This is a genomic window from Pseudomonas sp. H3_E04 (assembly GCF_054668915.1).
The window spans coordinates 5,251,525-5,272,578 of the sequence record NZ_CP162797.1 but is presented as its reverse complement, the minus strand read 5'-3'; the positions used below and the strand labels follow the sequence as shown (position 1 = coordinate 5,272,578).

At 58.5% G+C, this 21,054-nt stretch carries 19 protein-coding genes and 2 tRNA genes; 3 read left to right on the top strand and 18 right to left on the bottom strand.

Annotated features, from left to right (window positions below; translation table 11 throughout):
• Nucleotides 1–45: 45 nt before the first annotated feature.
• The 9 genes from rimP to rlmE form a co-directional block, all read right to left on the bottom strand.
• Nucleotides 46–504, bottom strand: coding sequence for a ribosome maturation factor RimP (gene rimP / locus AB4N53_RS23700; RefSeq protein ID WP_007973115.1), 459 nt, complete (start codon nt 502–504; stop codon nt 46–48).
• Between the two features lie 139 nt (nt 505–643).
• A tRNA-Met gene (locus AB4N53_RS23695) sits at nt 644–720 on the bottom strand.
• Nucleotides 721–817: 97 nt separating this feature from the next.
• Nucleotides 818–903, bottom strand: a tRNA-Leu gene (locus AB4N53_RS23690).
• A gap of 22 nt (nt 904–925) precedes the next feature.
• On the bottom strand, nt 926–1,309 hold the full coding sequence (gene secG, locus AB4N53_RS23685) for a preprotein translocase subunit SecG (protein ID WP_016771756.1): 384 nt from the start codon (nt 1,307–1,309) through the stop codon (nt 926–928).
• A 4-nt stretch (nt 1,310–1,313) separates the two neighbouring features.
• Nucleotides 1,314–2,069: a triose-phosphate isomerase gene (gene tpiA / locus AB4N53_RS23680; RefSeq protein ID WP_041477932.1), complete on the bottom strand. Its 756-nt coding sequence runs from the start codon at nt 2,067–2,069 to the stop codon at nt 1,314–1,316.
• Between the two features lie 65 nt (nt 2,070–2,134).
• Nucleotides 2,135–3,472: a phosphoglucosamine mutase gene (gene glmM, locus AB4N53_RS23675; protein WP_460123884.1), complete on the bottom strand. Its 1,338-nt coding sequence runs from the start codon at nt 3,470–3,472 to the stop codon at nt 2,135–2,137.
• Between the two features lie 16 nt (nt 3,473–3,488).
• On the bottom strand, nt 3,489–4,340 hold the full coding sequence (gene folP / locus AB4N53_RS23670; protein WP_460123881.1) for a dihydropteroate synthase: 852 nt from the start codon (nt 4,338–4,340) through the stop codon (nt 3,489–3,491).
• An 8-nt stretch (nt 4,341–4,348) separates the two neighbouring features.
• Entirely contained in the window at nt 4,349–6,256 is a 1,908-nt protein-coding gene (gene ftsH, locus AB4N53_RS23665; RefSeq protein ID WP_016771759.1) for an ATP-dependent zinc metalloprotease FtsH, read from the bottom strand.
• A gap of 202 nt (nt 6,257–6,458) precedes the next feature.
• Complete coding sequence (rlmE, locus tag AB4N53_RS23660) at nt 6,459–7,088, bottom strand: 23S rRNA (uridine(2552)-2'-O)-methyltransferase RlmE (RefSeq protein ID WP_460123878.1); 630 nt, start codon at nt 7,086–7,088, stop codon at nt 6,459–6,461.
• Between the two features lie 101 nt (nt 7,089–7,189).
• Here rlmE and AB4N53_RS23655 point away from each other — a divergent pair, with 101 nt between their 5' ends.
• Nucleotides 7,190–7,498: a YhbY family RNA-binding protein gene (locus tag AB4N53_RS23655; protein ID WP_016771761.1), complete on the top strand. Its 309-nt coding sequence runs from the start codon at nt 7,190–7,192 to the stop codon at nt 7,496–7,498.
• 9 nt (nt 7,499–7,507) lie between these two features.
• Here AB4N53_RS23655 and AB4N53_RS23650 read toward each other — a convergent pair whose 3' ends face one another.
• The 8 genes from AB4N53_RS23650 to grpE all read right to left on the bottom strand — a co-directional run bounded on the left by AB4N53_RS23650 (nt 7,508) and on the right by grpE (nt 17,981).
• Nucleotides 7,508–7,912, bottom strand: coding sequence for an MFS transporter (locus AB4N53_RS23650; RefSeq protein WP_460123873.1), 405 nt, complete (start codon nt 7,910–7,912; stop codon nt 7,508–7,510).
• A gap of 28 nt (nt 7,913–7,940) precedes the next feature.
• Nucleotides 7,941–8,417: a transcription elongation factor GreA gene (gene greA / locus AB4N53_RS23645; protein WP_460125241.1), complete on the bottom strand. Its 477-nt coding sequence runs from the start codon at nt 8,415–8,417 to the stop codon at nt 7,941–7,943.
• Between the two features lie 2 nt (nt 8,418–8,419).
• Complete coding sequence (gene carB / locus AB4N53_RS23640) at nt 8,420–11,641, bottom strand: carbamoyl-phosphate synthase large subunit (protein ID WP_016771764.1); 3,222 nt, start codon at nt 11,639–11,641, stop codon at nt 8,420–8,422.
• 124 nt (nt 11,642–11,765) lie between these two features.
• On the bottom strand, nt 11,766–12,902 hold the full coding sequence (gene carA, locus AB4N53_RS23635; protein WP_325719641.1) for a glutamine-hydrolyzing carbamoyl-phosphate synthase small subunit: 1,137 nt from the start codon (nt 12,900–12,902) through the stop codon (nt 11,766–11,768).
• Between the two features lie 258 nt (nt 12,903–13,160).
• Nucleotides 13,161–13,964: a 4-hydroxy-tetrahydrodipicolinate reductase gene (dapB, locus tag AB4N53_RS23630; RefSeq protein ID WP_016771766.1), complete on the bottom strand. Its 804-nt coding sequence runs from the start codon at nt 13,962–13,964 to the stop codon at nt 13,161–13,163.
• Between the two features lie 9 nt (nt 13,965–13,973).
• Complete coding sequence (gene dnaJ, locus AB4N53_RS23625; RefSeq protein WP_016771767.1) at nt 13,974–15,098, bottom strand: molecular chaperone DnaJ; 1,125 nt, start codon at nt 15,096–15,098, stop codon at nt 13,974–13,976.
• Between the two features lie 297 nt (nt 15,099–15,395).
• On the bottom strand, nt 15,396–17,312 hold the full coding sequence (gene dnaK, locus AB4N53_RS23620; protein WP_024011565.1) for a molecular chaperone DnaK: 1,917 nt from the start codon (nt 17,310–17,312) through the stop codon (nt 15,396–15,398).
• Between the two features lie 102 nt (nt 17,313–17,414).
• Complete coding sequence (grpE, locus tag AB4N53_RS23615) at nt 17,415–17,981, bottom strand: nucleotide exchange factor GrpE (protein WP_039759570.1); 567 nt, start codon at nt 17,979–17,981, stop codon at nt 17,415–17,417.
• A gap of 240 nt (nt 17,982–18,221) precedes the next feature.
• On the opposite strand from grpE, the gene recN reads away from it, so the two are divergent.
• Nucleotides 18,222–19,895: a DNA repair protein RecN gene (gene recN, locus AB4N53_RS23610; RefSeq protein WP_137215533.1), complete on the top strand. Its 1,674-nt coding sequence runs from the start codon at nt 18,222–18,224 to the stop codon at nt 19,893–19,895.
• 76 nt (nt 19,896–19,971) lie between these two features.
• Here recN and fur read toward each other — a convergent pair whose 3' ends face one another.
• A complete protein-coding gene (gene fur / locus AB4N53_RS23605; protein ID WP_016771770.1) occupies nt 19,972–20,376 on the bottom strand; it encodes a ferric iron uptake transcriptional regulator in 405 nt (134 codons plus the stop codon).
• 97 nt (nt 20,377–20,473) lie between these two features.
• Between fur and AB4N53_RS23600 the strand changes: the two genes are divergently transcribed.
• Nucleotides 20,474–21,001 (top strand): outer membrane protein assembly factor BamE, encoded by a 528-nt coding sequence (locus AB4N53_RS23600; protein WP_460123867.1) that lies wholly within the window; start codon nt 20,474–20,476, stop codon nt 20,999–21,001.
• Nucleotides 21,002–21,054 lie beyond the last annotated feature (53 nt).

The window sequence follows — 21,054 nt, the reverse complement described above, 5'->3', positions numbered from 1 at the left end:
TACGCCTCGCCTTTCGCAAGCCATTGGATCCGCGGGATCCGCGTCTCAGTCAAAACTGGGAATAATGTTGGCCTTGTCGATCATATCGATCGGCAACAGGAACTCGTGATCTTCTACCTGCACCACGACGTCCTGCTCTTCTACACCGCGCAGAAGGCCCTGAAAGTTGCGTCGACCTTCGAAAGGCGATCGCAGCTTGATCTTCACTTGTTCACCGGCAAATTTGGCAAACTGCTCAAGAGTGAACAGCGGGCGCTCCATGCCAGGCGAGGAAACTTCAAGGGTGTATTCAACGGAGATCGGATCTTCAACATCCAGAACACCGCTGATCTGACGGCTGACAATGGCGCAATCGTCCACCAGCACGCCACCCTCTTTATCGATATAAACGCGCAACATCGAGTGCCGACCCTGAGCCGAAAACTCGATACCCCAGCATTCATAGCCCAGGGCCACGACCACCGGGGCCAGCAAGGCCTGCAACTCTTCTAGCTTGCTCGACACCTGAACCCCCTAGTGCATGATATGTGCATGCTTTGCAAAATAAAAAAATGGGCATAACGCCCATCCTTGAAACGCCGTCGAACAGCGGCGTTGAAAGTATCCAGCTAACAAAAAGCCCCTTAAAAGGGGCTCCTTAAACTGGTTGCGGGGGCCGGATTTGAACCGACGACCTTCGGGTTATGAGCCCGACGAGCTACCAGACTGCTCCACCCCGCGACAAAGCTGGGGCGGAAGTATACGACCGATCCCTTTTAGGGTCAATGTAACCTTCCACCTGCAAGAAAGCCCGCAACAGCGGGCTCTCCTGACTAATTGGTACCGAGAAGGGGACTCGAACCCCTACACCCTATGGGCACAACCACCTCAAGGTTGCGTGTCTACCAATTCCACCACCTCGGCAATACTACGTTTGAAACTCTTCTTACTTCTGCTCTTGAGCTGGAGGCACGTCAGTCGCTGGAGTAGCCGACTTTTGCTCTTGAAGCACCGGGACATCATCAGAAGCCGGTTGTTGCTTAGGTACTTCCAACACTGCTGGATCTGGCAGACCTGCTTGAGTCAGCTGATGAGCTTTCTCTTTAGCAAAGTAACCTAACCCCAAGCTGGTTATGAAGAAACCGGCGGCAAGTATAGCAGTAAACTTACTAAGAAAGGTAGAGGAACCTTGGCTTCCGAACACAGTATTTGAAGCACCTGCTCCGAAAGACGCACCAGCATCCGCACCCTTACCCTGCTGCAGCAAAACCAGAGCAACTACGCCCAATGCACCCAGCAGATGAAAAACGACTACGACTGTTTCCAGCATTTTTTCAGTTTCCCGCGGCGCGACAGATCGCACCGAACTCATCTGCATTCAGGGAAGCTCCACCAATGAGCCCCCCATCGATATCCGGCATGCCGAACAGTTCGACCGCATTGGCCGCCTTCACGCTGCCGCCGTATAGAAGCCGCACACCTCGTGCGACTTCAGAATTCTCTGCCGCCAACTGCTCGCGAATGGCCTTATGCACATCCTGAGCCTGTTGCGGCGTTGCAGTCAGCCCGGTACCAATGGCCCAGACCGGCTCGTAAGCAATAACTGCCTTGGCAAAGGCACCGACACCCAGCTCCTCGATGATGCTGCCCAGCTGACGCCCGACAACTTCAAGAGTTTTTCCGGCTTCGCGCTGCTCGAGGGTCTCCCCTACACACAACACCGGAATCAAGCCACATGCCTGTGCCGCTGCGAACTTGCGATTCAGCATCCCGTCTCGCTCGCCGAGAATCTGGCGGCGTTCGGAGTGCCCGACAAGCACCAGGGAACAACCTGCATCCACCAGTTGGCTGGGAGCAATCTCACCAGTCAACGCACCTTGCATGGCTTCCACCGCAGAATTCTGCGCGCCGACCGAAATCGACTTGCCTTTCAAGCCATCAATCACTTGATTGATATACAAGCAAGGCGGGAACACCGCGACATCAACACCGCTAGGCAAGGCCAGATGACGAAGGCCGTTGATCAGCTCAGCGACGCTGGCGCGGGTACCGTGCATCTTCCAGTTACCAGCTACCATAGGGCGACGCATGCTGTACCTCGTCGGTCAAAGTGGGCGCAGATGTTACCCAACACAATCATGGCTTGCAAGCCGTATCAGGCAGAAACTTCGGTTACCAGTTTTGCCAGCTCTTCGGCATAGCCGCGAACCTGGTTTTCGTCCTCGCCTTCGACCATTACGCGCACCAGAGGCTCTGTGCCGGACTTGCGCAGAAGCACGCGACCGCGCCCCGCCATCGCCTGAGTTACACGGGCACTGGCCTCCTTGACAGCCGGATGTTCCAGCGGGCTGTCACCGCCACCGAAGCGGACGTTGATCAGCACCTGAGGGCACTTGCGCAAGGCCTGTCGGGTTTGGGCGAGACCTTCATTGCGGGATTTCAGAGCCATCAACACCTGTAGGGCAGCGATGATCGCGTCGCCCGTGGTGGTGTGATTGAAGCAGACCACATGCCCGGAGTTTTCCCCGCCAACGAGCCAGTTGCGCTCTTGCAGTTCGGCAATCACGTAGCGGTCACCGACATTGGCGCGAACGAACGGGATCGACAGATCCGCCAAGGCCAGCTCGAGACCAAGATTGCTCATCAATGTACCGACGACGCCACCCTGCAACTTGCCACGCTCATGCAGATCGCGGGCAATGATAAACAGCAGATCGTCACCATCAACGATGGTGCCGGTGTGATCAACCATCAACACCCGATCGCCATCACCATCAAAGGCGATACCGAGGTCAGCATGCTCGGCCAGCACCGCAGCCTGCAACGGCCCCATGTGGGTGGAGCCGCAGTTATCGTTGATGTTCAGCCCGTTCGGCTGCGCAGAAAGCACGACGACTTCGGCACCCAATTCACGGAAGACGCTCGGCGCTACCTTATAGGTCGCACCATGCGCGCAGTCGATAACGATCTTCAGGCCGGCGAAATTGGTCCCGGTAGGCACGCTGCTCTTGCAGAACTCGATGTAGCGACCCGATGCATCATTGATTCGCGATACCTTGCCGATCTTGCTCGACTCGACGACAGTCATCGGCGTATCGAGCAACTCCTCGATCATCAACTCCAATTCATCCGGCAGCTTGGTGCCTTTGCCAGAGAAGAACTTGATGCCGTTGTCGTCATGCGGATTGTGCGAGGCACTGATCACGATACCGGCTTCAGCCTGGAAGGTGCGCGACAGATAAGCGATGGCAGGCGTCGGCATCGGGCCGAGCAGCATCACATCGGCACCTGCCGAGGTCAGCCCGGCCTCGAGCGCAGACTCGAACATATAGCCGGAGATCCGCGTGTCCTTGCCGACCAGCACCTTGCAGGCACCCATCTTGCGGAAGGCCATGCCGGCCGCCCAGCCGAGCTTGAGCATGAAGTCAGGCGTGATCGGGTATTCACCAACACGACCGCGAATGCCGTCGGTACCAAAATATTTCTTGCTCATAAGTGCTCCATCATTCTTATTCGGCTGATTCTACGACCGCGATCATTCGCACTACATCGACAGTTTCCGCCACGTCGTGGACGCGCAATATCCGCGCCCCCTTGACCGACGCCAGCGCAGCCAGCGCCAGGCCACCATAGAGACGCTCGCCCACGGGACGGTTCAAGGCATGGCCAATCATACTCTTGCGCGAAACACCTACCAGCAATGGCCGCCCCAGCGCATGCAAGGCCTCCATGTGCTTGAACAAGCTTAGATTGTGCTGCAGGGTCTTGGCGAAGCCGAAGCCGGGATCAAGAATGATCCGCTCGGCGGGAATGCCCGCTTGGGCGCATTGATCCATACGCTCGGCAAGAAACCCACCAACCTCGCGAGTAACGTCCTGATACTGCGGATTATCCTGCATATCGCCCGGCTCGCCGAGCATGTGCATGAGGCAGACCGGCAATCCGGTCGCCGCCGCCGCATCCAGCGCGCCATCGCGACGCAGCGAACGCACATCATTGATCAATCCGGCGCCGAGTCGTGCGGTTTCACGCATGACTGCTGGCGTGGAAGTATCGACCGAGATGATGACATCCAGCTCGCGGTTGATCAGCTCGACAATCGGCGCGACGCGTTCGAGCTCCTCCAACGGAGAAACCGCTCGCGCACCTGGCCGGGTCGATTCGCCGCCGACATCGATCAGCGTCGCACCGGCAAGCACCATGGCTTCCGCGTGGCGCAGAGCCGCGTCAAGCTGACTATAGCGGCCGCCATCGGAGAAAGAATCAGGAGTGACATTGAGAATGCCCATGACATGCGTCTGGGCCAAATCAAGAACCCGGTTGCCGCAAGGCAACCGGGTCAGGGACTGAACAGAAGTCATTTCAAACCTTAAACGTCAGCAGCCGGACCACCAATCGGTTTTTCCGGACGCTCATCCTGCACCACAGGCGGCGGAGGCGTACCAGTGCCACCCGACCAGTCGCGAGGCTCGCGAGGTGTGCGGCCGGCCATGATGTCGTCGATCTGCTCGGCATCGATGGTTTCGTACTTCATCAGCGCATCAGCCATGGCATCGAGCTTGTCACGGTTATCCGTGAGGATCTGCTTGGCGGTGCCGTAGCACTGATCGATGATGCTGCGTACTTCGGAGTCGATCAGCTTGGCGGTCTCACCGGAGAAGCTGGCAGCCTGGCCGCCACCGCCGCGACCGAGGAACACTTCGCCCTCTTCTTCGGCATACATCAGCGGACCAAGTTTTTCCGACAGACCCCACTTGGTCACCATGTTCCGGGCAATCTGACTCGCGCGCATGATGTCGTTGGAGGCACCGGTGGTCACACCATCGAAACCCAGAGTCATTTCTTCAGCGATACGGCCACCGTACAACGAGCAGATCTGGCTGATCAGCGCACGTTTGGACAGGCTGTAGCGATCTTCTTCCGGCAGGAACATGGTCACACCCAGCGCACGACCGCGCGGGATGATCGACACCTTGTACACCGGATCATGTTCAGGCACGACGCGACCAACGATGGCGTGGCCAGCTTCGTGGTAAGCAGTGTTCTGTTTTTCTTTCTCGGACATGACCATGGATTTGCGCTCGGCGCCCATCATGATCTTGTCTTTTGCCAGTTCGAACTCTTTCATCTCGACGATACGCTTGCCGCTACGGGCGGCGAACAGCGAAGCTTCGTTGACCAGGTTCGCCAGGTCAGCACCGGAGAAGCCTGGGGTACCACGTGCGATCACTGCCGGAGCAACGTCGTCGCCCATTGGCACTTTGCGCATGTGCACCTTCAGAATCTGCTCACGACCACGAATGTCTGGCAAGCCAACCACCACCTGACGGTCGAAACGGCCCGGACGCAGCAGCGCAGGGTCGAGTACGTCCGGACGGTTGGTTGCAGCAATCACGATGATGCCGTCGTTCATTTCGAAGCCGTCCATCTCCACCAGCAACTGGTTGAGAGTCTGCTCACGCTCGTCGTGACCACCACCCATGCCGGCGCCACGATGGCGACCTACGGCATCGATTTCGTCGATGAAGATGATGCAAGGGGCGTGCTTCTTGGCCTGCTCGAACATGTCGCGGACGCGGCTGGCGCCGACACCGACGAACATTTCGACGAAGTCAGAACCGGAAATGGTGAAGAACGGCACTTTCGCTTCGCCGGCAATTGCCTTGGCCAGCAAGGTTTTACCGGTACCCGGTGGGCCGACCATCAGCACACCGCGCGGGATTCGGCCGCCCAGACGCTGGAACTTGCCCGGATCACGCAGGAACTCAACCAGCTCGCCGACTTCTTCCTTGGCTTCGTCGCAACCGGCAACGTCAGCCAAAGTGGTTTTCACCTGATCTTCGGAGAGCAGACGTGCCTTGCTCTTGCCAAAGCTCATCGGCCCGCCCTTGCCCCCCGCACCGCCCTGCATCTGGCGCATGAAGAACATGAACACCGCGATGATCACCAGGATCGGGAAGCTGGCCACCAGCAGCTGGGTCCAGATGCTTTGCTGTTCAGGCTGCTTGCCTTCAACCACAACGTGATTGTCGACCAGATCGCCGATCAGGCCATTGTCCTGAATCGCCGGACGAATGGTCTTGAAGCTGTCGCCATCGGTGCGCTTGCCGGTAATCACATAGCCATCAACGGCTACGCGCTCGACCTTGCCATCCTTGACCTGCTGGATGAAGTCGGAATAGTTGAGGGTCTGCGGCTCGTTAGGGCTGGAGAAGTTGTTCATCACCGTCACCAGGACTGCCGCGATGATCAACCACAGGATCAGATTCTTTGCCATATCGTTCAATTAACTACCCTCTGAAGCAAGCTCCGCTACTGGCGCGCGCTTCGCATGATATTCACCGGCCTAACTTACTACATTACCTACAACTCTGGCAGGCGCCGTCTGTAACCCTTTGTGAAACACTTTCTACACAATATTCGCTTATGCACGCAGAGCGAAATATGAAAAACCTATCGCCCCGCCGAAAAACCTCGTTTTACGCATCACCGCCGCGATAACCCCAAGCCAGCATGTACTGCTCGCGGGAGCTGCCACGGGAAGAGTCTGGCTTGATCATCTGGATCTTGTCGAATTTCTTCCGAGCATCCTTCAGATAAACGTCGAAGCCTTCGCCCTGAAAAATCTTGATGACGAAATTGCCACCGGGCTTGAGGATCCGTTCCGCCAGGTCCAGAGCCAGTTCACATAGGAACATGGCCTTGGGCATATCCACTTCGGGCGTACCACTCATATTGGGGGCCATATCGGAAATCACAAGGTCCACCTGCGAATTACCCACGGCCGCCAGGATTTCAGCGAGGACCGCGTCCTCAGTGAAGTCGCCCTGGATAAAATGCACGTCCGGAATGCTGTCCATTTCCAGGATGTCCGAAGCGATCAGGCGACCCTGACCGCCGATCAACCGACTGGTCACCTGGGACCAGCCACCTGGCGCCGCGCCGAGGTCGACCACGCTCATGCCCGGACGGATGAGTTTGTATTTTTCCTGGATTTCCAGAAGCTTGTAACTTGCACGCGAGCGGTAGCCATCCTTCTGCGCCTGCTTCACATAAGGATCGTTGACATGTCTTTTCAGCCAACCAAGGCTTGTCTTGGAACGCGCCATTGGGCACCTCGATGATTAGGGTCGTGATTAGTTGGGCGGATCCACGAACCCTCGGGTAAAATGGCCGCCATTTTACAGAATCCAGACGAAAGGGTCAGATTATGCCGCTCACTCCAGAGCAGAAGAAACAGTACAAATCCATCGGCCACCACCTCAAACCAGTGTTGACGGTGGCGGACAACGGTTTGACTGAAGGTGTTTTAGCCGAACTTGAACGCGCCCTGGCGGATCACGAGCTGATCAAGATCAAGCTCAACATTCTTGATCGCGAGTCGCGCCTGGCGCACATCGCCGAGCTGTGCAAGGTCGGTAAAGCGGACCTGGTTCAGGTCATCGGCAAGATGGCTCTGGTCTACCGCAAGAACTTCAGCGCCAACAAGCAGCTGTCGAACGTTCATCGCTTCAAGTGATGCGCAGGGTCAAGGGTGTGCTTCGCGCACCCTGCCACCCCATCCCGGCACCGGCTGCATCACCAGCACCAAGCCGGAAAACCCCAGCACCAGATAACTGAATACCTGCCAGCGCTGCGCATCCGGCCAGCCGACACGCACGGCGACATACATCGCGCACGCGTACAACGCCATCAACAGCACCTGCCCGCGAAAATCCCGCCATAGACTGCCGAGGCCCTCGGCCTGTACCAGCACCAAAGCCTGAAAGATCACGCACAGAGCGGCGAACCCCACCACCAGCACTTCGAATGCACTGGCGACTTCGTCGATCAACAGCGGCGCGAGACCGATCTGGCCCAACGCCGGCTGCAAACCGATATGAATCAACCATAGACCACCGACCCAAAGCATCTGGGTCAGTTGCCAAAGCATGGCGCCCGCATGCAGCGGGCGCCTTCTTTCAGATGTGACGAACTTCGACAATCTCATACTCGATATCGCCGCCCGGCGTTTTTACGACGACGGTGTCGCCCTCTTCCTTGGCAATCAAGGCGCGGGCGATCGGCGAACCGACCGAAATCTTGCCGAGTTTGATGTCCGCCTCATCCTCACCCACGATCTGGTAAGTAACGCTCTCATCGGTTTCGACATTGGCGATCTCAACGGTGGTGCCGAATATCACTTTGCCGGTGTGCGGAATGGTCGTGACATCGATGACCACCGCGTTCTGCATACGGCCTTCGATATCACGAACCCGCGCTTCGACCATGCCCTGCTCTTCGCGAGCGGCATGGTATTCAGCGTTTTCCTTGAGATCGCCGAGCTCGCGTGCCTCGCCAATAGCCTGACTCAAGCGCGGGCGCTCGACCTTGGTGAGAAACGCGTGCTCTTCTTCCAAGGCTTTGGCGCCCTGAACAGTCATTGGGTATTTGGTTATGCTCATGCCTTCAATCCTGCGTGTAGATCCTGCAAGCGGCGCACGGTCTTTTCCGGACCGAACTTCAGCGCTTCGCAGATCGCTTCGCCCGCAGCAATAGTGGTGGTGCAGTAGATCTTGTGCTGCAGGGCGTTGCGACGAATGGAGTACGAATCGGCGATCGACTGACGACCTTCGGTGGTGTTGATGATCAGCGTGACTTCGTCATTCTTGATCATGTCGACCACGTGCGGACGACCCTCGGTCACCTTGTTCACGCGGCGCACTTTCAGACCTGCGGCTTCGATCAGCTTGGCAGTGCCGGCAGTGGCGACCACTTCGAAGCCCAAGTTGATCAGATCACGGGCCACGCCTGCAACCAGTGGCTTGTCGTCATCGCGCACGCTGATGAACGCGGTACCGCCGGTCGGCAGTACTTCGCTGGCACCCATCTGCGCCTTGGCGAATGCTTCGCCGAAGGTGTCGCCGACGCCCATCACTTCACCTGTCGACTTCATCTCTGGGCCGAGGATCGGGTCAACGCCAGGGAACTTGGCGAACGGGAACACGGCCTCTTTCACACTGTAGAAGTTCGGGATGATTTCCTTGGTGAAGCCAATTTCCTTCAGGGTTTTACCGGCCATGACGCGGGCAGCGATCATCGCCAGGGAAACACCGATGCACTTGGAAACGAACGGCACGGTACGCGAGGCACGCGGGTTGACTTCGATGACGTAGATGTCTTCGCCCTGCAAAGCCAACTGCACGTTCATCAGGCCGACAACGCCCAGTTCCAGGGCCATTTTCTTGACCTGTTCGCGCATCTCGTCCTGGATGTGCGCGGGCAGCGAGTACGGCGGCAGCGAGCAGGCGGAGTCACCGGAGTGAACGCCCGCCTGTTCGATGTGCTGCATGATCGCGCCGATCACTACGTCTTTACCGTCGCAAACCGCGTCCACGTCCATTTCGATGGCGCAGTTGAGGAAGTGGTCGAGCAGCACCGGGCTATCGTTGGACACTTGCACCGCGTCACGCAGGTAACGCTTGAGCTCGTCTTCCTTGTAAACGATTTCCATCGCACGGCCGCCCAGCACGTAGGACGGGCGCACCACCAGCGGATAACCGATCTTCGCGGCAGCACGAACCGCTTCGTCTTCGCTGCGCACGGTGGCGTTTGGCGGCTGACGCAGGTTCAGGCGCTCAACCATTTGCTGGAAGCGCTCGCGGTCTTCGGCGCGGTCGATGGCGTCAGGGCTGGTACCGATGATCGGCACGCCAGCAGCTTCCAGAGCGCGAGCCAGCTTCAGCGGAGTCTGGCCGCCGTACTGGACGATCACGCCTTTCGGCTTCTCGACGCGGCAGATTTCCAGTACGTCTTCCAGGGTTACCGGCTCGAAGTACAGACGGTCGGAAGTGTCGTAGTCGGTGGAAACGGTTTCCGGGTTGCAGTTGACCATGATGGTTTCGTAGCCGTCTTCGCGCAGGGCGAGAGCAGCGTGAACGCAGCAGTAGTCGAACTCGATACCCTGACCGATACGGTTCGGACCGCCACCCAGAATCATGATCTTGTCGCGACCCGATGGCGCTGCTTCGCACTCTTCCTCGTAGGTCGAGTACAGGTAAGCGGTGTCGGTGGCGAATTCGGCTGCGCAGGTGTCAACGCGCTTGTAGACCGGGAATACTTCCAGCTTCTGACGGTGCGTGCGCAGGTTTTTCTCGGTCACGCCCAGCAGCTTGGCCAGACGCTGATCGGAGAAGCCTTTGCGCTTGAGCTTGAACATCAGGTCGCGGTCGATCGAGGACAGACCGAGGGTCTTGACCTTCTCTTCGTCCTTGATCAGGTCTTCGATCTGCACCAGGAACCAAGGGTCGATCATGTTCATGCCGAAGATGTCTTCGACCGACAGACCGGCGCGGAAGGCGTCCGCCACGTACCAGATACGCTCGGCGCCCGGCACGGTCAGTTCACGCTTGAGCACGCTCATGCTGTCCGGGTTGCTCAGATCGAGCTTCTCGTCCAGACCGCAAACGCCGACTTCCAGACCGCGCAGAGCTTTCTGCAGGGATTCCTGGAAGGTCCGGCCGATGGCCATGACTTCACCGACCGACTTCATTTGCGTGGTCAGGCGCGCGTCAGCCTTGGCGAATTTCTCGAAGGCGAAGCGTGGCAGCTTGGTAACGACGTAGTCGATCGACGGTTCGAAGGACGCCGGGGTCTTGCCGCCGGTGATGTCGTTCGACAGCTCATCAAGGGTGTAACCCACAGCCAGTTTTGCCGCGACCTTGGCGATCGGGAAACCGGTGGCTTTCGAAGCCAGGGCCGAGGAACGCGATACACGCGGGTTCATTTCGATCACGACCATACGGCCAGTGTTCGGGCAGATACCGAATTGAACGTTGGAACCACCGGTCTCGACGCCGATCTCGCGCAGTACCGCCAGCGAGGCGTTACGCAGGATCTGGTATTCCTTGTCGGTCAGCGTCTGGGCTGGAGCTACGGTGATCGAGTCACCGGTGTGCACGCCCATTGGGTCGAAGTTTTCGATCGAGCAGACGATGATGCAGTTGTCCTTTTTGTCGCGGACAACTTCCATTTCATATTCTTTCCAGCCGATCAGCGATTCGTCGATCAACAGCTCTTTGGTCGGCGACAGGTCCAGACCACGGGCGCAGATTTCTTCGAACTCTTCACGGTTGTAGGCGATACCGCCACCGGTGCCGCCCATGGTGAAGGACGGACGAATGATGCATGGGAAACCGAGGGTTTCGAGAACCGCGTTGGCCTCTTCCATGCTGTGCGCGATCCCGGAACGCGGGCACGCCAGGCCGATGGATTTCATCGCTTTGTCGAAACGCGAACGGTCTTCAGCCTTGTCGATGGTGTCGGCGTTGGCACCGATCATCTCTACGCCGAACTTCTCCAGAACGCCTTCGCGCTCCAGGTCCAGAGCGCAGTTCAATGCAGTCTGGCCGCCCATGGTCGGCAGAACGGCGTCCGGACGCTCCTTCTCGATGATCTTGGCAACGGTCTGCCACTTGATCGGCTCGATGTAGGTGGCGTCGGCCATGTCCGGGTCGGTCATGATGGTGGCCGGGTTGGAGTTCACCAGGATGACGCGGTAACCCTCTTCGCGCAGGGCCTTGCAGGCCTGGGCGCCGGAGTAGTCGAATTCGCAGGCCTGGCCGATTACGATCGGGCCAGCGCCGAGAATCAGGATGCTTTTAATGTCTGTACGTTTTGGCATGGTTTGTCACTCAAATCCGCAGGTCAGTCGGCAAGCCGTCTTGATCGATTTCTGAAGTCCCGAAGGGGCCGCCGGAGCCGGGGCCGCCCTCGAGGGCTTCTCTCTACAGTCTCAAGGCGAACGCTTAGCGTCGCTTGGCCATCTCGTTGATGAAGCGGTCGAACAGTGGCGCAACATCGTTCGGGCCCGGGCTCGCTTCAGGGTGACCCTGGAAGCTGAACGCGCTCTTGTCGGTGCGCTCGATGCCTTGCAGCGTGCCGTCGAACAGCGATTTGTGGATCGCACGCACGTTCGCTGGCAGGGTGGCTTCGTCTACCGCGAAACCGTGGTTCTGGCTGGTGATCATCACCACGCCTGTGTCCAGATCCTGCACCGGGTGGTTGGCACCGTGGTGGCCGTGACCCATTTTCAAGGTCTTGGCGCCGGAGGCCAGGGCCAGCAACTGGTGGCCGAGGCAGATGCCGAACACCGGAGTCTCGGTTTCCAGCACTTCCTTGATCGCCTGGATCGCGTAGTCGCATGGCTCCGGGTCACCAGGGCCGTTGGACAGGAACACGCCGTCCGGCTTCAGCGCCAGCACATCGGCGGCTGGAGTCTGTGCAGGCACTACGGTGACGCGGCAGCCGCGCTCGACCAGCATGCGCAGGATGTTGACCTTGACGCCGTAGTCGTAAGCGACCACGTGATATGGCAGTTCAGAAGCTTCGATGGTCGCGTGGCTGTCGGTTTTCAGATCCCAGACAGTCGAGCGCCATTCGTATTGCTTCTGGGTGCTGACGACTTTCGCCAGATCCATGCCCTTCAGGCCGGGGAAGCCTTGCGCAGCGGCGATGGCCGCTTCTTCGGAGATGTTGTCGCCGGCCATGATGCAGCCGTTCTGAGCGCCTTTTTCACGCAGGATGCGGGTCAGGCGACGGGTGTCGATACCGGCGATTGCCACTACATTGTTGGCTTTCAGGTAATCGGACAGGGACATCGTGTTACGCCAGTTGCTCGCTACCAGCGGCAGGTCACGGATGACCAGGCCAGCGGACCAGACGCGGTCGGACTCGGCATCTTCCGGCGTGGTGCCGGTGTTACCGATGTGCGGGTAAGTCAGGGTCACGATCTGTTGGGCGTAGGAAGGATCGGTAAGGATTTCCTGATAGCCGGTCATTGCGGTGTTGAACACCACCTCACCAACGGTCTGACCGTCGGCTCCAATGGCTTCGCCGCGAAAAATGCTGCCATCAGCAAGGGCGAGTATGGCTGGCTTAGTCAAGAAGACCTCCCGTAAATAACGCATGAAAGGGCAATCGCAGGTTGTAAAAAAGCGGAGTGACGTATGGACACGTCACCCCGCTTCTTCACTGAAATTATTCTGCGCGCTTTTAGTGGACACACTAAAGCTGTAGCTTACAGAAAAGGGCGTTTTTGGTCCACCGCTAAAGAGCCCTAAAGGCCGGAGAATGCGACAGGTCGTCGCCAAGCGGTAAAAACCGGCGCAAAACGGGACGTTTGCGCCGGGTTCAGCAACGACTCAACGCAGGTCGAGCACGTCTTGCATGTCGTACAGGCCAGGCTCGCGACCATCCAGCCAGAGCGCCGCACGCACCGCACCCTTGGCGAATGTCATGCGGCTCGAAGCCTTGTGGGTGATCTCGACGCGCTCGCCATCGGCAGCAAACAGGACGGTGTGATCACCAACGATATCGCCTGCACGTACGGTGGCGAAACCAATGGTTTCACGCTCACGCGCCCCGGTCTGGCCTTCACGACCGTAGACCGCGACCTTCTTCAGATCACGCCCCAGCGCATCGGCAATCACTTCACCCATGCGCACGGCCGTACCAGACGGCGCATCGACCTTGTGCCGGTGATGGGCTTCCATGATTTCGATATCGACATCGTCGCCCAGCACGCGCGCAGCGGTGTCGAGCAACTTCAGGCAGAGGTTGACGCCGACGCTGAAGTTGGCGGCGAAGACGATCGGAATGTCCTTGCCCGCCTCGGCCAGCAACTGCTTCTCTTCAACACTGAAACCGGTGGTGCCGATGATCATCGCTTTGCCGTGTTTGCGGCAGAACGCGAGGTTTTTCAGGGTCACGGTCGGGTGAGTGAAGTCGATCAACACATCAAACTCTTCAACCACACGATCCAGATCACCGGACAGCGGCACGCCGATACGGCCCAGCGCTGCCAGCTCACCGGCATCCGCGCCAACCAGCGTGCTGTCCGGGCGATCGACCGCCGCCGTCAGACCGGCGCCCGGCGTCTGCTGCACCGCTTCAATCAGGGTCTTGCCCATGCGCCCGGCGGCGCCCATCACTGCAATACGTCGCATGCCGACTCCTTACAAATCGCCGAAGAAACGCTTCACACCGTCAAACCAACCGGTGGTTTTCGGCGAGTGGCTGTTGTCGTCGGCCAGGGAGCTACGGAATTCTTCCAGCAGCTCACGCTGACGACGGTTGAGATTGACCGGCGTTTCCACAGCGACACGGCACATCAGGTCGCCGGCACCGCCGCCACGCACAGGCGCAACGCCTTTGCCGCGAACACGGAACTGCTTGCCGGTCTGCGTGCCTTCAGGGATTTTCAGTTTGACGCGACCGTCGAGGGTTGGAATCTCCAGCTCGCCGCCCAGCGCAGCGTCGACGAAGCTGATCGGCACTTCGCAGAACAGATGCTTGCCGTCACGCTGGAAGATGTCGTGTTCGCGCACGTTGATCACAACGTACAAGTCGCCAGTCGGCCCGCCCTGGGTACCCGCCTCGCCTTCGCCAGACAGACGAATGCGGTCGCCCGTATCGACACCGGCCGGTACTTTGACCGACAGGGTTTTGTACTCTTCGACGCGACCGTCGCCGTGGCAGGAGTCGCACGGATCGGAAATGATCTTGCCCTGGCCATGGCAGCGCGGGCAGGTCTGCTGCACCGAGAAGAAGCCCTGTTGCATGCGTACCTGGCCGATGCCGCCGCAGGTCGGGCACGTCGTCGGCGAAGAGCCCTTCTTGGCGCCGGAACCATCGCACGGCTTGCAGTTGACCAGTGTCGGAACGCGGATATTCACCGACGTACCGCGCACCGCTTCTTCCAGATTCAGCTCCAGGGTGTAGCGCAGATCGCTGCCACGCTGAGCACCGCCACGGGCACCGCCGCGACCGCCGCCGAAGAAGTCACTGAAGACATCGCCGAAGATGTCCGAGAAGTTCTGGCCACCGAAACCGGCACCGCCGCCACCCATGCTCGGATCGACGCCGGCATGACCGTACTGGTCGTATGCCGCGCGCTTGCTGGCGTCGGACAACACTTCATAGGCCTCGTTGGCCTCTTTGAATGCTTCTTCCGAAGCTTTGTCGCCGGGATTACGGTCGGGGTGGTGCTTCATGGCCAGGCGGCGATAGGCCTTCTTCAGGTCCGCTTCGCTCGTGCCCCGCTCGACACCCAATACTTCGTAATAGTCACGCTTTGCCATAAGTTCTTTGCACTCTTAAGGACGTTCGGCAAACCCCTCCTGAGCCTCGCCAAACTCGTTGAGCCCCCATTAAGGCCCGGACCCAACTCACGTCAATTCAACGATCCTGGTCTTGATTGATGCGGTATCTGCGGCGCGAAAAGCAGGAGCATTCCCGGCCATACCACCAACACGCGAGCGTTGTCGCATGCTGTAAAAATTCGCGTATTCCAGATACGCCAACGCGGGAGGCAAGCTCCCGCGCGGCGACATCCTACCAGTCACCGCCGCAAGGCAGTCAACCGGGCGACCAACAACTTACTTGTGGTCTTTGACTTCTTCGAACTCGGCATCGACAACGTCGTCAGCCTTCTCAGCCGATTCGCCTTGCGGGGCCGCGCCATCAGCTGGCTGAGCCTGTTCGGCGTACATTTTCTGAGCAACCGGAGCGGAGACTTTCGACAGCTCTTCAACCTTGGCTTCGATGGCAGCCTTGTCGTCGCCTTTGACGGCGGCTTCCAGAGCAACCACTGCGGCTTCGATTGCAGTCTTCTCTTCAGCGGTGACCTTGTCGCCCGCATCAGCGACCATCTTGCGAGTCGAGTGCACCAGTGCATCACCCTGGTTACGGGCAGCGGCCAGCTCTTCGAACTTGCGGTCTTCCTCGGCATTCGCCTCGGCGTCACGCACCATGCGCTCGATTTCTTCGTCGGACAGACCGGAGTTGGCCTTGATCACGATCGACTGGGTCTTGCCGGTAGCCTTGTCTTTCGCGCCGACGTGCAGGATGCCGTTGGCGTCGATGTCGAAGGTCACTTCGATCTGCGGCACGCCACGTGGAGCTGGTGGAATGTCGGCCAGGTCGAACTTGCCCAGCGATTTGTTCTGTGCGGCTTGCTTGCGCTCACCCTGCAGAACGTGAATGGTCACAGCGCCCTGGTTGTCGTCGGCAGTCGAGAACACTTGCGATTTCTTGGTAGGAATCGTGGTGTTTTTCTCGATCAGCGCGGTCATCACGCCACCCATGGTTTCGATACCCAGGGTCAGCGGGCTGACGTCGAGCAGCAGAACGTCTTTCACGTCACCGGCCAGAACAGCGCCCTGAATCGCAGCACCCATGGCGACAGCTTCGTCCGGGTTGACGTCTTTACGGGCTTCTTTACCGAAGAAATCGGTAACCAGCTTCTGTACCAGCGGCATACGAGTCTGACCACCGACCAGAATCACGTCGTTGATCGCGCTGACGTCGATACCGGCGTCTTTCATGGCAATGCGGCAAGGTTCGATGGTGCGCTGAACCAGGTCTTCAACCAGTGCTTCGAGCTTGGCACGGGAGATTTTCACGTTCAGGTGCTTAGGACCGGTCGCGTCTGCAGTGATGTACGGCAGGTTGACGTCGGTCGACTGAGCGGACGACAGCTCGATCTTGGCTTTCTCAGCGGCTTCTTTCAGGCGCTGCATGGCCAGCGGGTCACCTTTGAGGTTCATGCCGCTTTCTTTCTTGAATTCGTCAACGAGGTAGTCGATCAGACGAATGTCGAAGTCTTCACCGCCGAGGAAGGTGTCACCGTTGGTGGCCAACACTTCGAACTGGTGCTCGCCATCAACTTCAGCGATCTCGATCACGGAAACGTCGAAAGTACCGCCACCCAGGTCATAAACGATCACGGTGTGATCGCCCTTGGCCTTGTCCATACCGTAAGCCAGAGCAGCTGCGGTTGGTTCGTTGATGATACGTTTCACGTCCAGACCAGCGATGCGGCCGGCGTCTTTGGTGGCCTGACGCTGGCTGTCGTTGAAGTAGGCCGGAACGGTGATCACTGCTTCGGTCACTGCCTCGCCGAGGTAGTCTTCGGCGGTCTTCTTCATTTTCTTCAGAATTTCAGCCGAGATTTGTGGCGGTGCCATTTTCTGGCCGTTCACTTCTACCCAGGCGTCATTGTTGTCAGCCTTGACGATCTTGTAAGGGACCATCTGGATGTCTTTCTGCACAACTTCTTCGTCGAAACGACGACCGATCAGACGCTTTACCGCGTACAGGGTGTTGTGCGGGTTGGTTACAGCCTGACGCTTGGCCGACTGACCTACCAGGATTTCGCCATCGTTGGCGTAAGCGATGATCGACGGCGTGGTACGCGCGCCTTCAGCGTTTTCAATAACTTTGGCTTTGCCGTTTTCCAGCACGGAGACGCAGGAGTTGGTAGTCCCCAGGTCGATACCGATAATTTTGCCCATGTTCACTCTCCCGAAACTTTGGATTTTGTTGCCGCAGCAGTGGTGGCTGACTGCGGTAGCACTTAAACGCTTGACTTCTAAATGGGGGCCTTGCGGCTAATTTCAAGCCTGCTCGTCAATCGAAGGCGAAACTGGCGCCGGCGCCTTGCTGACCACGACCATCGCCGGGCGCAGCAGGCGACCATTGAGCTGGTAGCCCTTCTGGAAAACCTTCAACACGCTGTTCGGCTCGACGTCGGCGCTTTCCTGCATGGCCATCGCCTGATGGTGAACGGCGTTGAACGGTTCGCCATGCGGATCGATCGCTTCAAGCTGGTAACGCTTGAGGGTGTCGTGGAACATTTTCAGGGTCAGCTCAATGCCTTCGCGCATCGGACGGATGCTTTCGTCGTCCGGGCTCGACAGCTCGAGGCCGCGCTCCAGGCTGTCGACGATCGGCAGCAGGTCGCTGGCAAATTTCTCAAGGGCAAACTTGTGCGCCTTCTCGACGTCCTGCTCGGCACGGCGGCGAACGTTCTGCAGATCGGCAGCAACACGCAGAGACTGATCCTGCGCGGCGGCCAATTGCTCTTCGAGCACTTGCACACGGGTCGCCAGGTCGTCACCCGAACCTTCGGGCGCCTGATTGGCATCTGGGTTTTGCGTATCTACTGTCTGTTCGTCAGCCATAGAATTCTCCTTTCAATTTCGTCCGCGAGCCTGACTCGCGCTTCTGCCCCGATATATGGGGCCGCAAAATCAGGCTTCAAGGGCTGCAATCGATTGTCCTTACAAAAAAGTGCTGAATAGTCATTCTTGAATGCGCTAAGAAAACTTTGCGATCAAGCAAATCGAGCTAAGCGAGGGCATTGTCAGGCCTGAACAAAACACTGTATAAATAACCAGACCTCAAGCCTGGGAGCTGCCTTTATGCTGGTGCACCTGTCCGTACACAACTACGCCATCGTTGAACATCTCGATCTTGAACTCGATCGCGGGATGAGCGTGATCACAGGGGAAACCGGCGCCGGCAAGTCGATCATGCTCGATGCCCTGGGCCTCACCCTGGGTGATCGCGCCGACAGCGGCGTGGTGCGCCCGGGCGCCGACAAGGCCGACATTCTCGCCACCTTCGACCTGGCTGATATTCCTGAAGCCAGCGCCTGGCTGGCCGAGCGCGATCTGGAAAACGACGGGCCGTGCATCCTGCGCCGGGTCATCACCTCGGAAGGTCGCTCACGCGGCTATATCAATGGCACGCCCTGCCCGCTTGGCGACCTCAAAGCCCTCGGCGAGCTGCTGATCGATATCCACAGCCAGCACGAACACCAATCGCTACTGAAAACCGACACCCATCGTCGCCTACTGGACGAGTACGCCGGCGCCACTGACTTGGCGCGTCAGGTGCAACTTGCGGCGCAGCGCTGGCGTCAGACTCGCCAGGAACTGGAGCGTCTCTCCAACTCCGGCGATGAACAGCGCGCACGTCATCAACTGCTCAGCTACCAGCTCGAAGAACTGGAAAACCTCGGCCTCGGCGAAAACGAACTCGAGCAACTGGAGCAGGAACACAAGAACCTGACCAACGCCGAAACCTTGCTGGGCATTTGCCGGCAAGTGGTCGAGCAGTGCAGTGAAAGTGATTCGGGGAATGTCCTGAATGCACTGACCGCCAGCCTCAATCGTCTGTCCAGTGTGAACAGCTCGGTGGGGGCGCTGGGTGAAGCCAGCAGCCTGCTGACCAGCGCACAGATTCAGGTAGAAGAAGCGGTCGGCGAGCTCAACCGCTTCCTCGACAACTTCGATGCCGACCCGGCTCGCCTGCAGTACCTCGAAGAACGTCTCGACGCAATCTACACCTTGGCGCGCAAGCACCGGATTCAGCCGACTGAAGTCGGCGAGATGCAGCAGAAGCTGCTCGATGAAATCGAAACCCTCAACGCCAACGATGAATCCATCGAGCGCCTGGGTGAAGAACTGGCGTCCTACGCCCGCCACTATCAAGAGAAAGCCCGCGAGCTGAGCGACCTCCGTCACCAAGCCGCCGGCAGCCTCGCCAGTGCAGTGGAGCAGGAAATCCAGCGCTTGGGCATGCCCGGCGGCCGCTTCACCATCGAGCTGAAAGCCAACAGCAGCGACGAGTTGCTGCCAAACGGGCTGGAACAGGTCGAACTGCTGGTTAGCGCCAACCCCGGCCAACCGCTCAAAGCACTGGCCAAAGTCGCCTCCGGCGGTGAGCTGTCGCGGATCAGTCTGGCGATTCAGGTAATCACCGCCCAGACCTCCCGCGTGCCGACGCTGGTATTCGACGAAGTGGACGTAGGTATTGGCGGCCCGACTGCCGAGATTGTCGGCCAGTTACTGCGCCGTCTCGGTGATCGCGGCCAGGTCTTGACGGTGACGCACTTGCCGCAAGTGGCGGCGCAAGGGCATCAGCACCTGTTCGTGCACAAGGTCCGCGACGAGAAGGCGACTCACACAGCTGTCGCCAAGTTGAGCAAAAACGAACGCATCGAAGAAGTCGCGCGCATGCTCGGCGGCATCGATCTGACCAAGGAATCCCTGGCTCACGCGAAAAAAATGGTGGTGACCGCCAAGGCTTAACAAATAGTAGAAAGCACGAAGGCGACCCGTGGGTCGCCTTCGTTCGTTTCGCGAATGTGCAATTCGCGCGACATGCTTACTTTTTCTTGCGTACGTACAGCACCAGATTGTGATCAACCATCTCGAAGCCATGCTTCTCGACGATCGACTTCTGAAGTTTTTCGATTTCTTCGTCGAAGAATTCGATCACTTCACCGGATTCCACGTTGACCATATGGTCGTGGTGGCCACCGTCAGCCAGTTCGAAGACCGCGTGGCCGCCGTCGAAGTTGTGGCGGACCACGAGGCCGGCCGCTTCGAACTGGGTCAGAACACGGTAAACCGTGGCCAGACCGACGTCCTCACCAGCTTCCATTAACGCCTTGTAGACGTCCTCGGCACTCATGTGGCGCTGCTCGGTAGAGTCGAGCATTTGCAGGATCTTGACCCGTGGCAGGGTCACTTTGAGGCCGGCTTTGCGTAGTTCGCTATTTTCAACCATGGTCAGCTTTCTCGCGATGCTGCTTCGCAGCTTCTCTTAATGCGGGTATGATCGGCGTTTACGTTGTCCCAGCCAAGATAGTGGAAGTCGCCCACCGATGCAAAACACCAAGCTCTTGCTAACCAGTTTCACCTTTGTGGGACTGCTCGCACTCGCCGGTTGTTCATTCCCCGGGGTTTACAAAATCGACATCCAGCAGGGCAATGTCGTCACGCAGGACATGATAGACCAGTTACGCCCGGGAATGACCCGGCCGCAAGTACGGTTTATCATGGGCAACCCTCTGCTTGCCGACACGTTCCATGCCGATCGCTGGGATTATCTGTACAGCCTGCAACCGGGTGGCGGTGAACGCCAGCAGGAACGAATCAGCGTTATCTTCAATTCCAACGACCAGCTTGTCAGCCTGTCCGGTGACTTCATGCCCGGCGTGAGCCGTGACGAAGCCATTCTCGGCAAGGACAGCGGCACGAACGTTACCGCGCCTGCTGAAAACGCCGACAATCCAGAAGCTGAGAAGCCAGCCAAACCAGGCTCCTTGCTGGATCAGATCCAGAAGGACGTCGATGGTGTGGAAACCGTACCGGTTCCGACACCAGAGCCGCTGGACACCTCGCCGCAGTAATAGGCGAGGCAATAAAAAACCCGGACATTCCGGGTTTTTTATTGCCTGCCGTT

Coding starts and splice junctions, on each gene's coding strand:
- secG (WP_016771756.1), bottom strand. CDS start 1,309: ATGCTGGAAACAGTCGTAGTCGTTTTTCATCTGCTGGGTGCATTGGGC.
- tpiA (WP_041477932.1), bottom strand. CDS start 2,069: ATGCGTCGCCCTATGGTAGCTGGTAACTGGAAGATGCACGGTACCCGC.
- glmM (WP_460123884.1), bottom strand. CDS start 3,472: ATGAGCAAGAAATATTTTGGTACCGACGGCATTCGCGGTCGTGTTGGT.
- folP (WP_460123881.1), bottom strand. CDS start 4,340: ATGACTTCTGTTCAGTCCCTGACCCGGTTGCCTTGCGGCAACCGGGTT.
- ftsH (WP_016771759.1), bottom strand. CDS start 6,256: ATGGCAAAGAATCTGATCCTGTGGTTGATCATCGCGGCAGTCCTGGTG.
- rlmE (WP_460123878.1), bottom strand. CDS start 7,088: ATGGCGCGTTCCAAGACAAGCCTTGGTTGGCTGAAAAGACATGTCAAC.
- AB4N53_RS23655 (WP_016771761.1), top strand. CDS start 7,190: ATGCCGCTCACTCCAGAGCAGAAGAAACAGTACAAATCCATCGGCCAC.
- AB4N53_RS23650 (WP_460123873.1), bottom strand. CDS start 7,912: ATGCTTTGGCAACTGACCCAGATGCTTTGGGTCGGTGGTCTATGGTTG.
- carB (WP_016771764.1), bottom strand. CDS start 11,641: ATGCCAAAACGTACAGACATTAAAAGCATCCTGATTCTCGGCGCTGGC.
- dapB (WP_016771766.1), bottom strand. CDS start 13,964: ATGCGACGTATTGCAGTGATGGGCGCCGCCGGGCGCATGGGCAAGACC.
- dnaJ (WP_016771767.1), bottom strand. CDS start 15,098: ATGGCAAAGCGTGACTATTACGAAGTATTGGGTGTCGAGCGGGGCACG.
- dnaK (WP_024011565.1), bottom strand. CDS start 17,312: ATGGGCAAAATTATCGGTATCGACCTGGGGACTACCAACTCCTGCGTC.
- grpE (WP_039759570.1), bottom strand. CDS start 17,981: ATGGCTGACGAACAGACAGTAGATACGCAAAACCCAGATGCCAATCAG.
- recN (WP_137215533.1), top strand. CDS start 18,222: ATGCTGGTGCACCTGTCCGTACACAACTACGCCATCGTTGAACATCTC.
- fur (WP_016771770.1), bottom strand. CDS start 20,376: ATGGTTGAAAATAGCGAACTACGCAAAGCCGGCCTCAAAGTGACCCTG.
- AB4N53_RS23600 (WP_460123867.1), top strand. CDS start 20,474: ATGCAAAACACCAAGCTCTTGCTAACCAGTTTCACCTTTGTGGGACTG.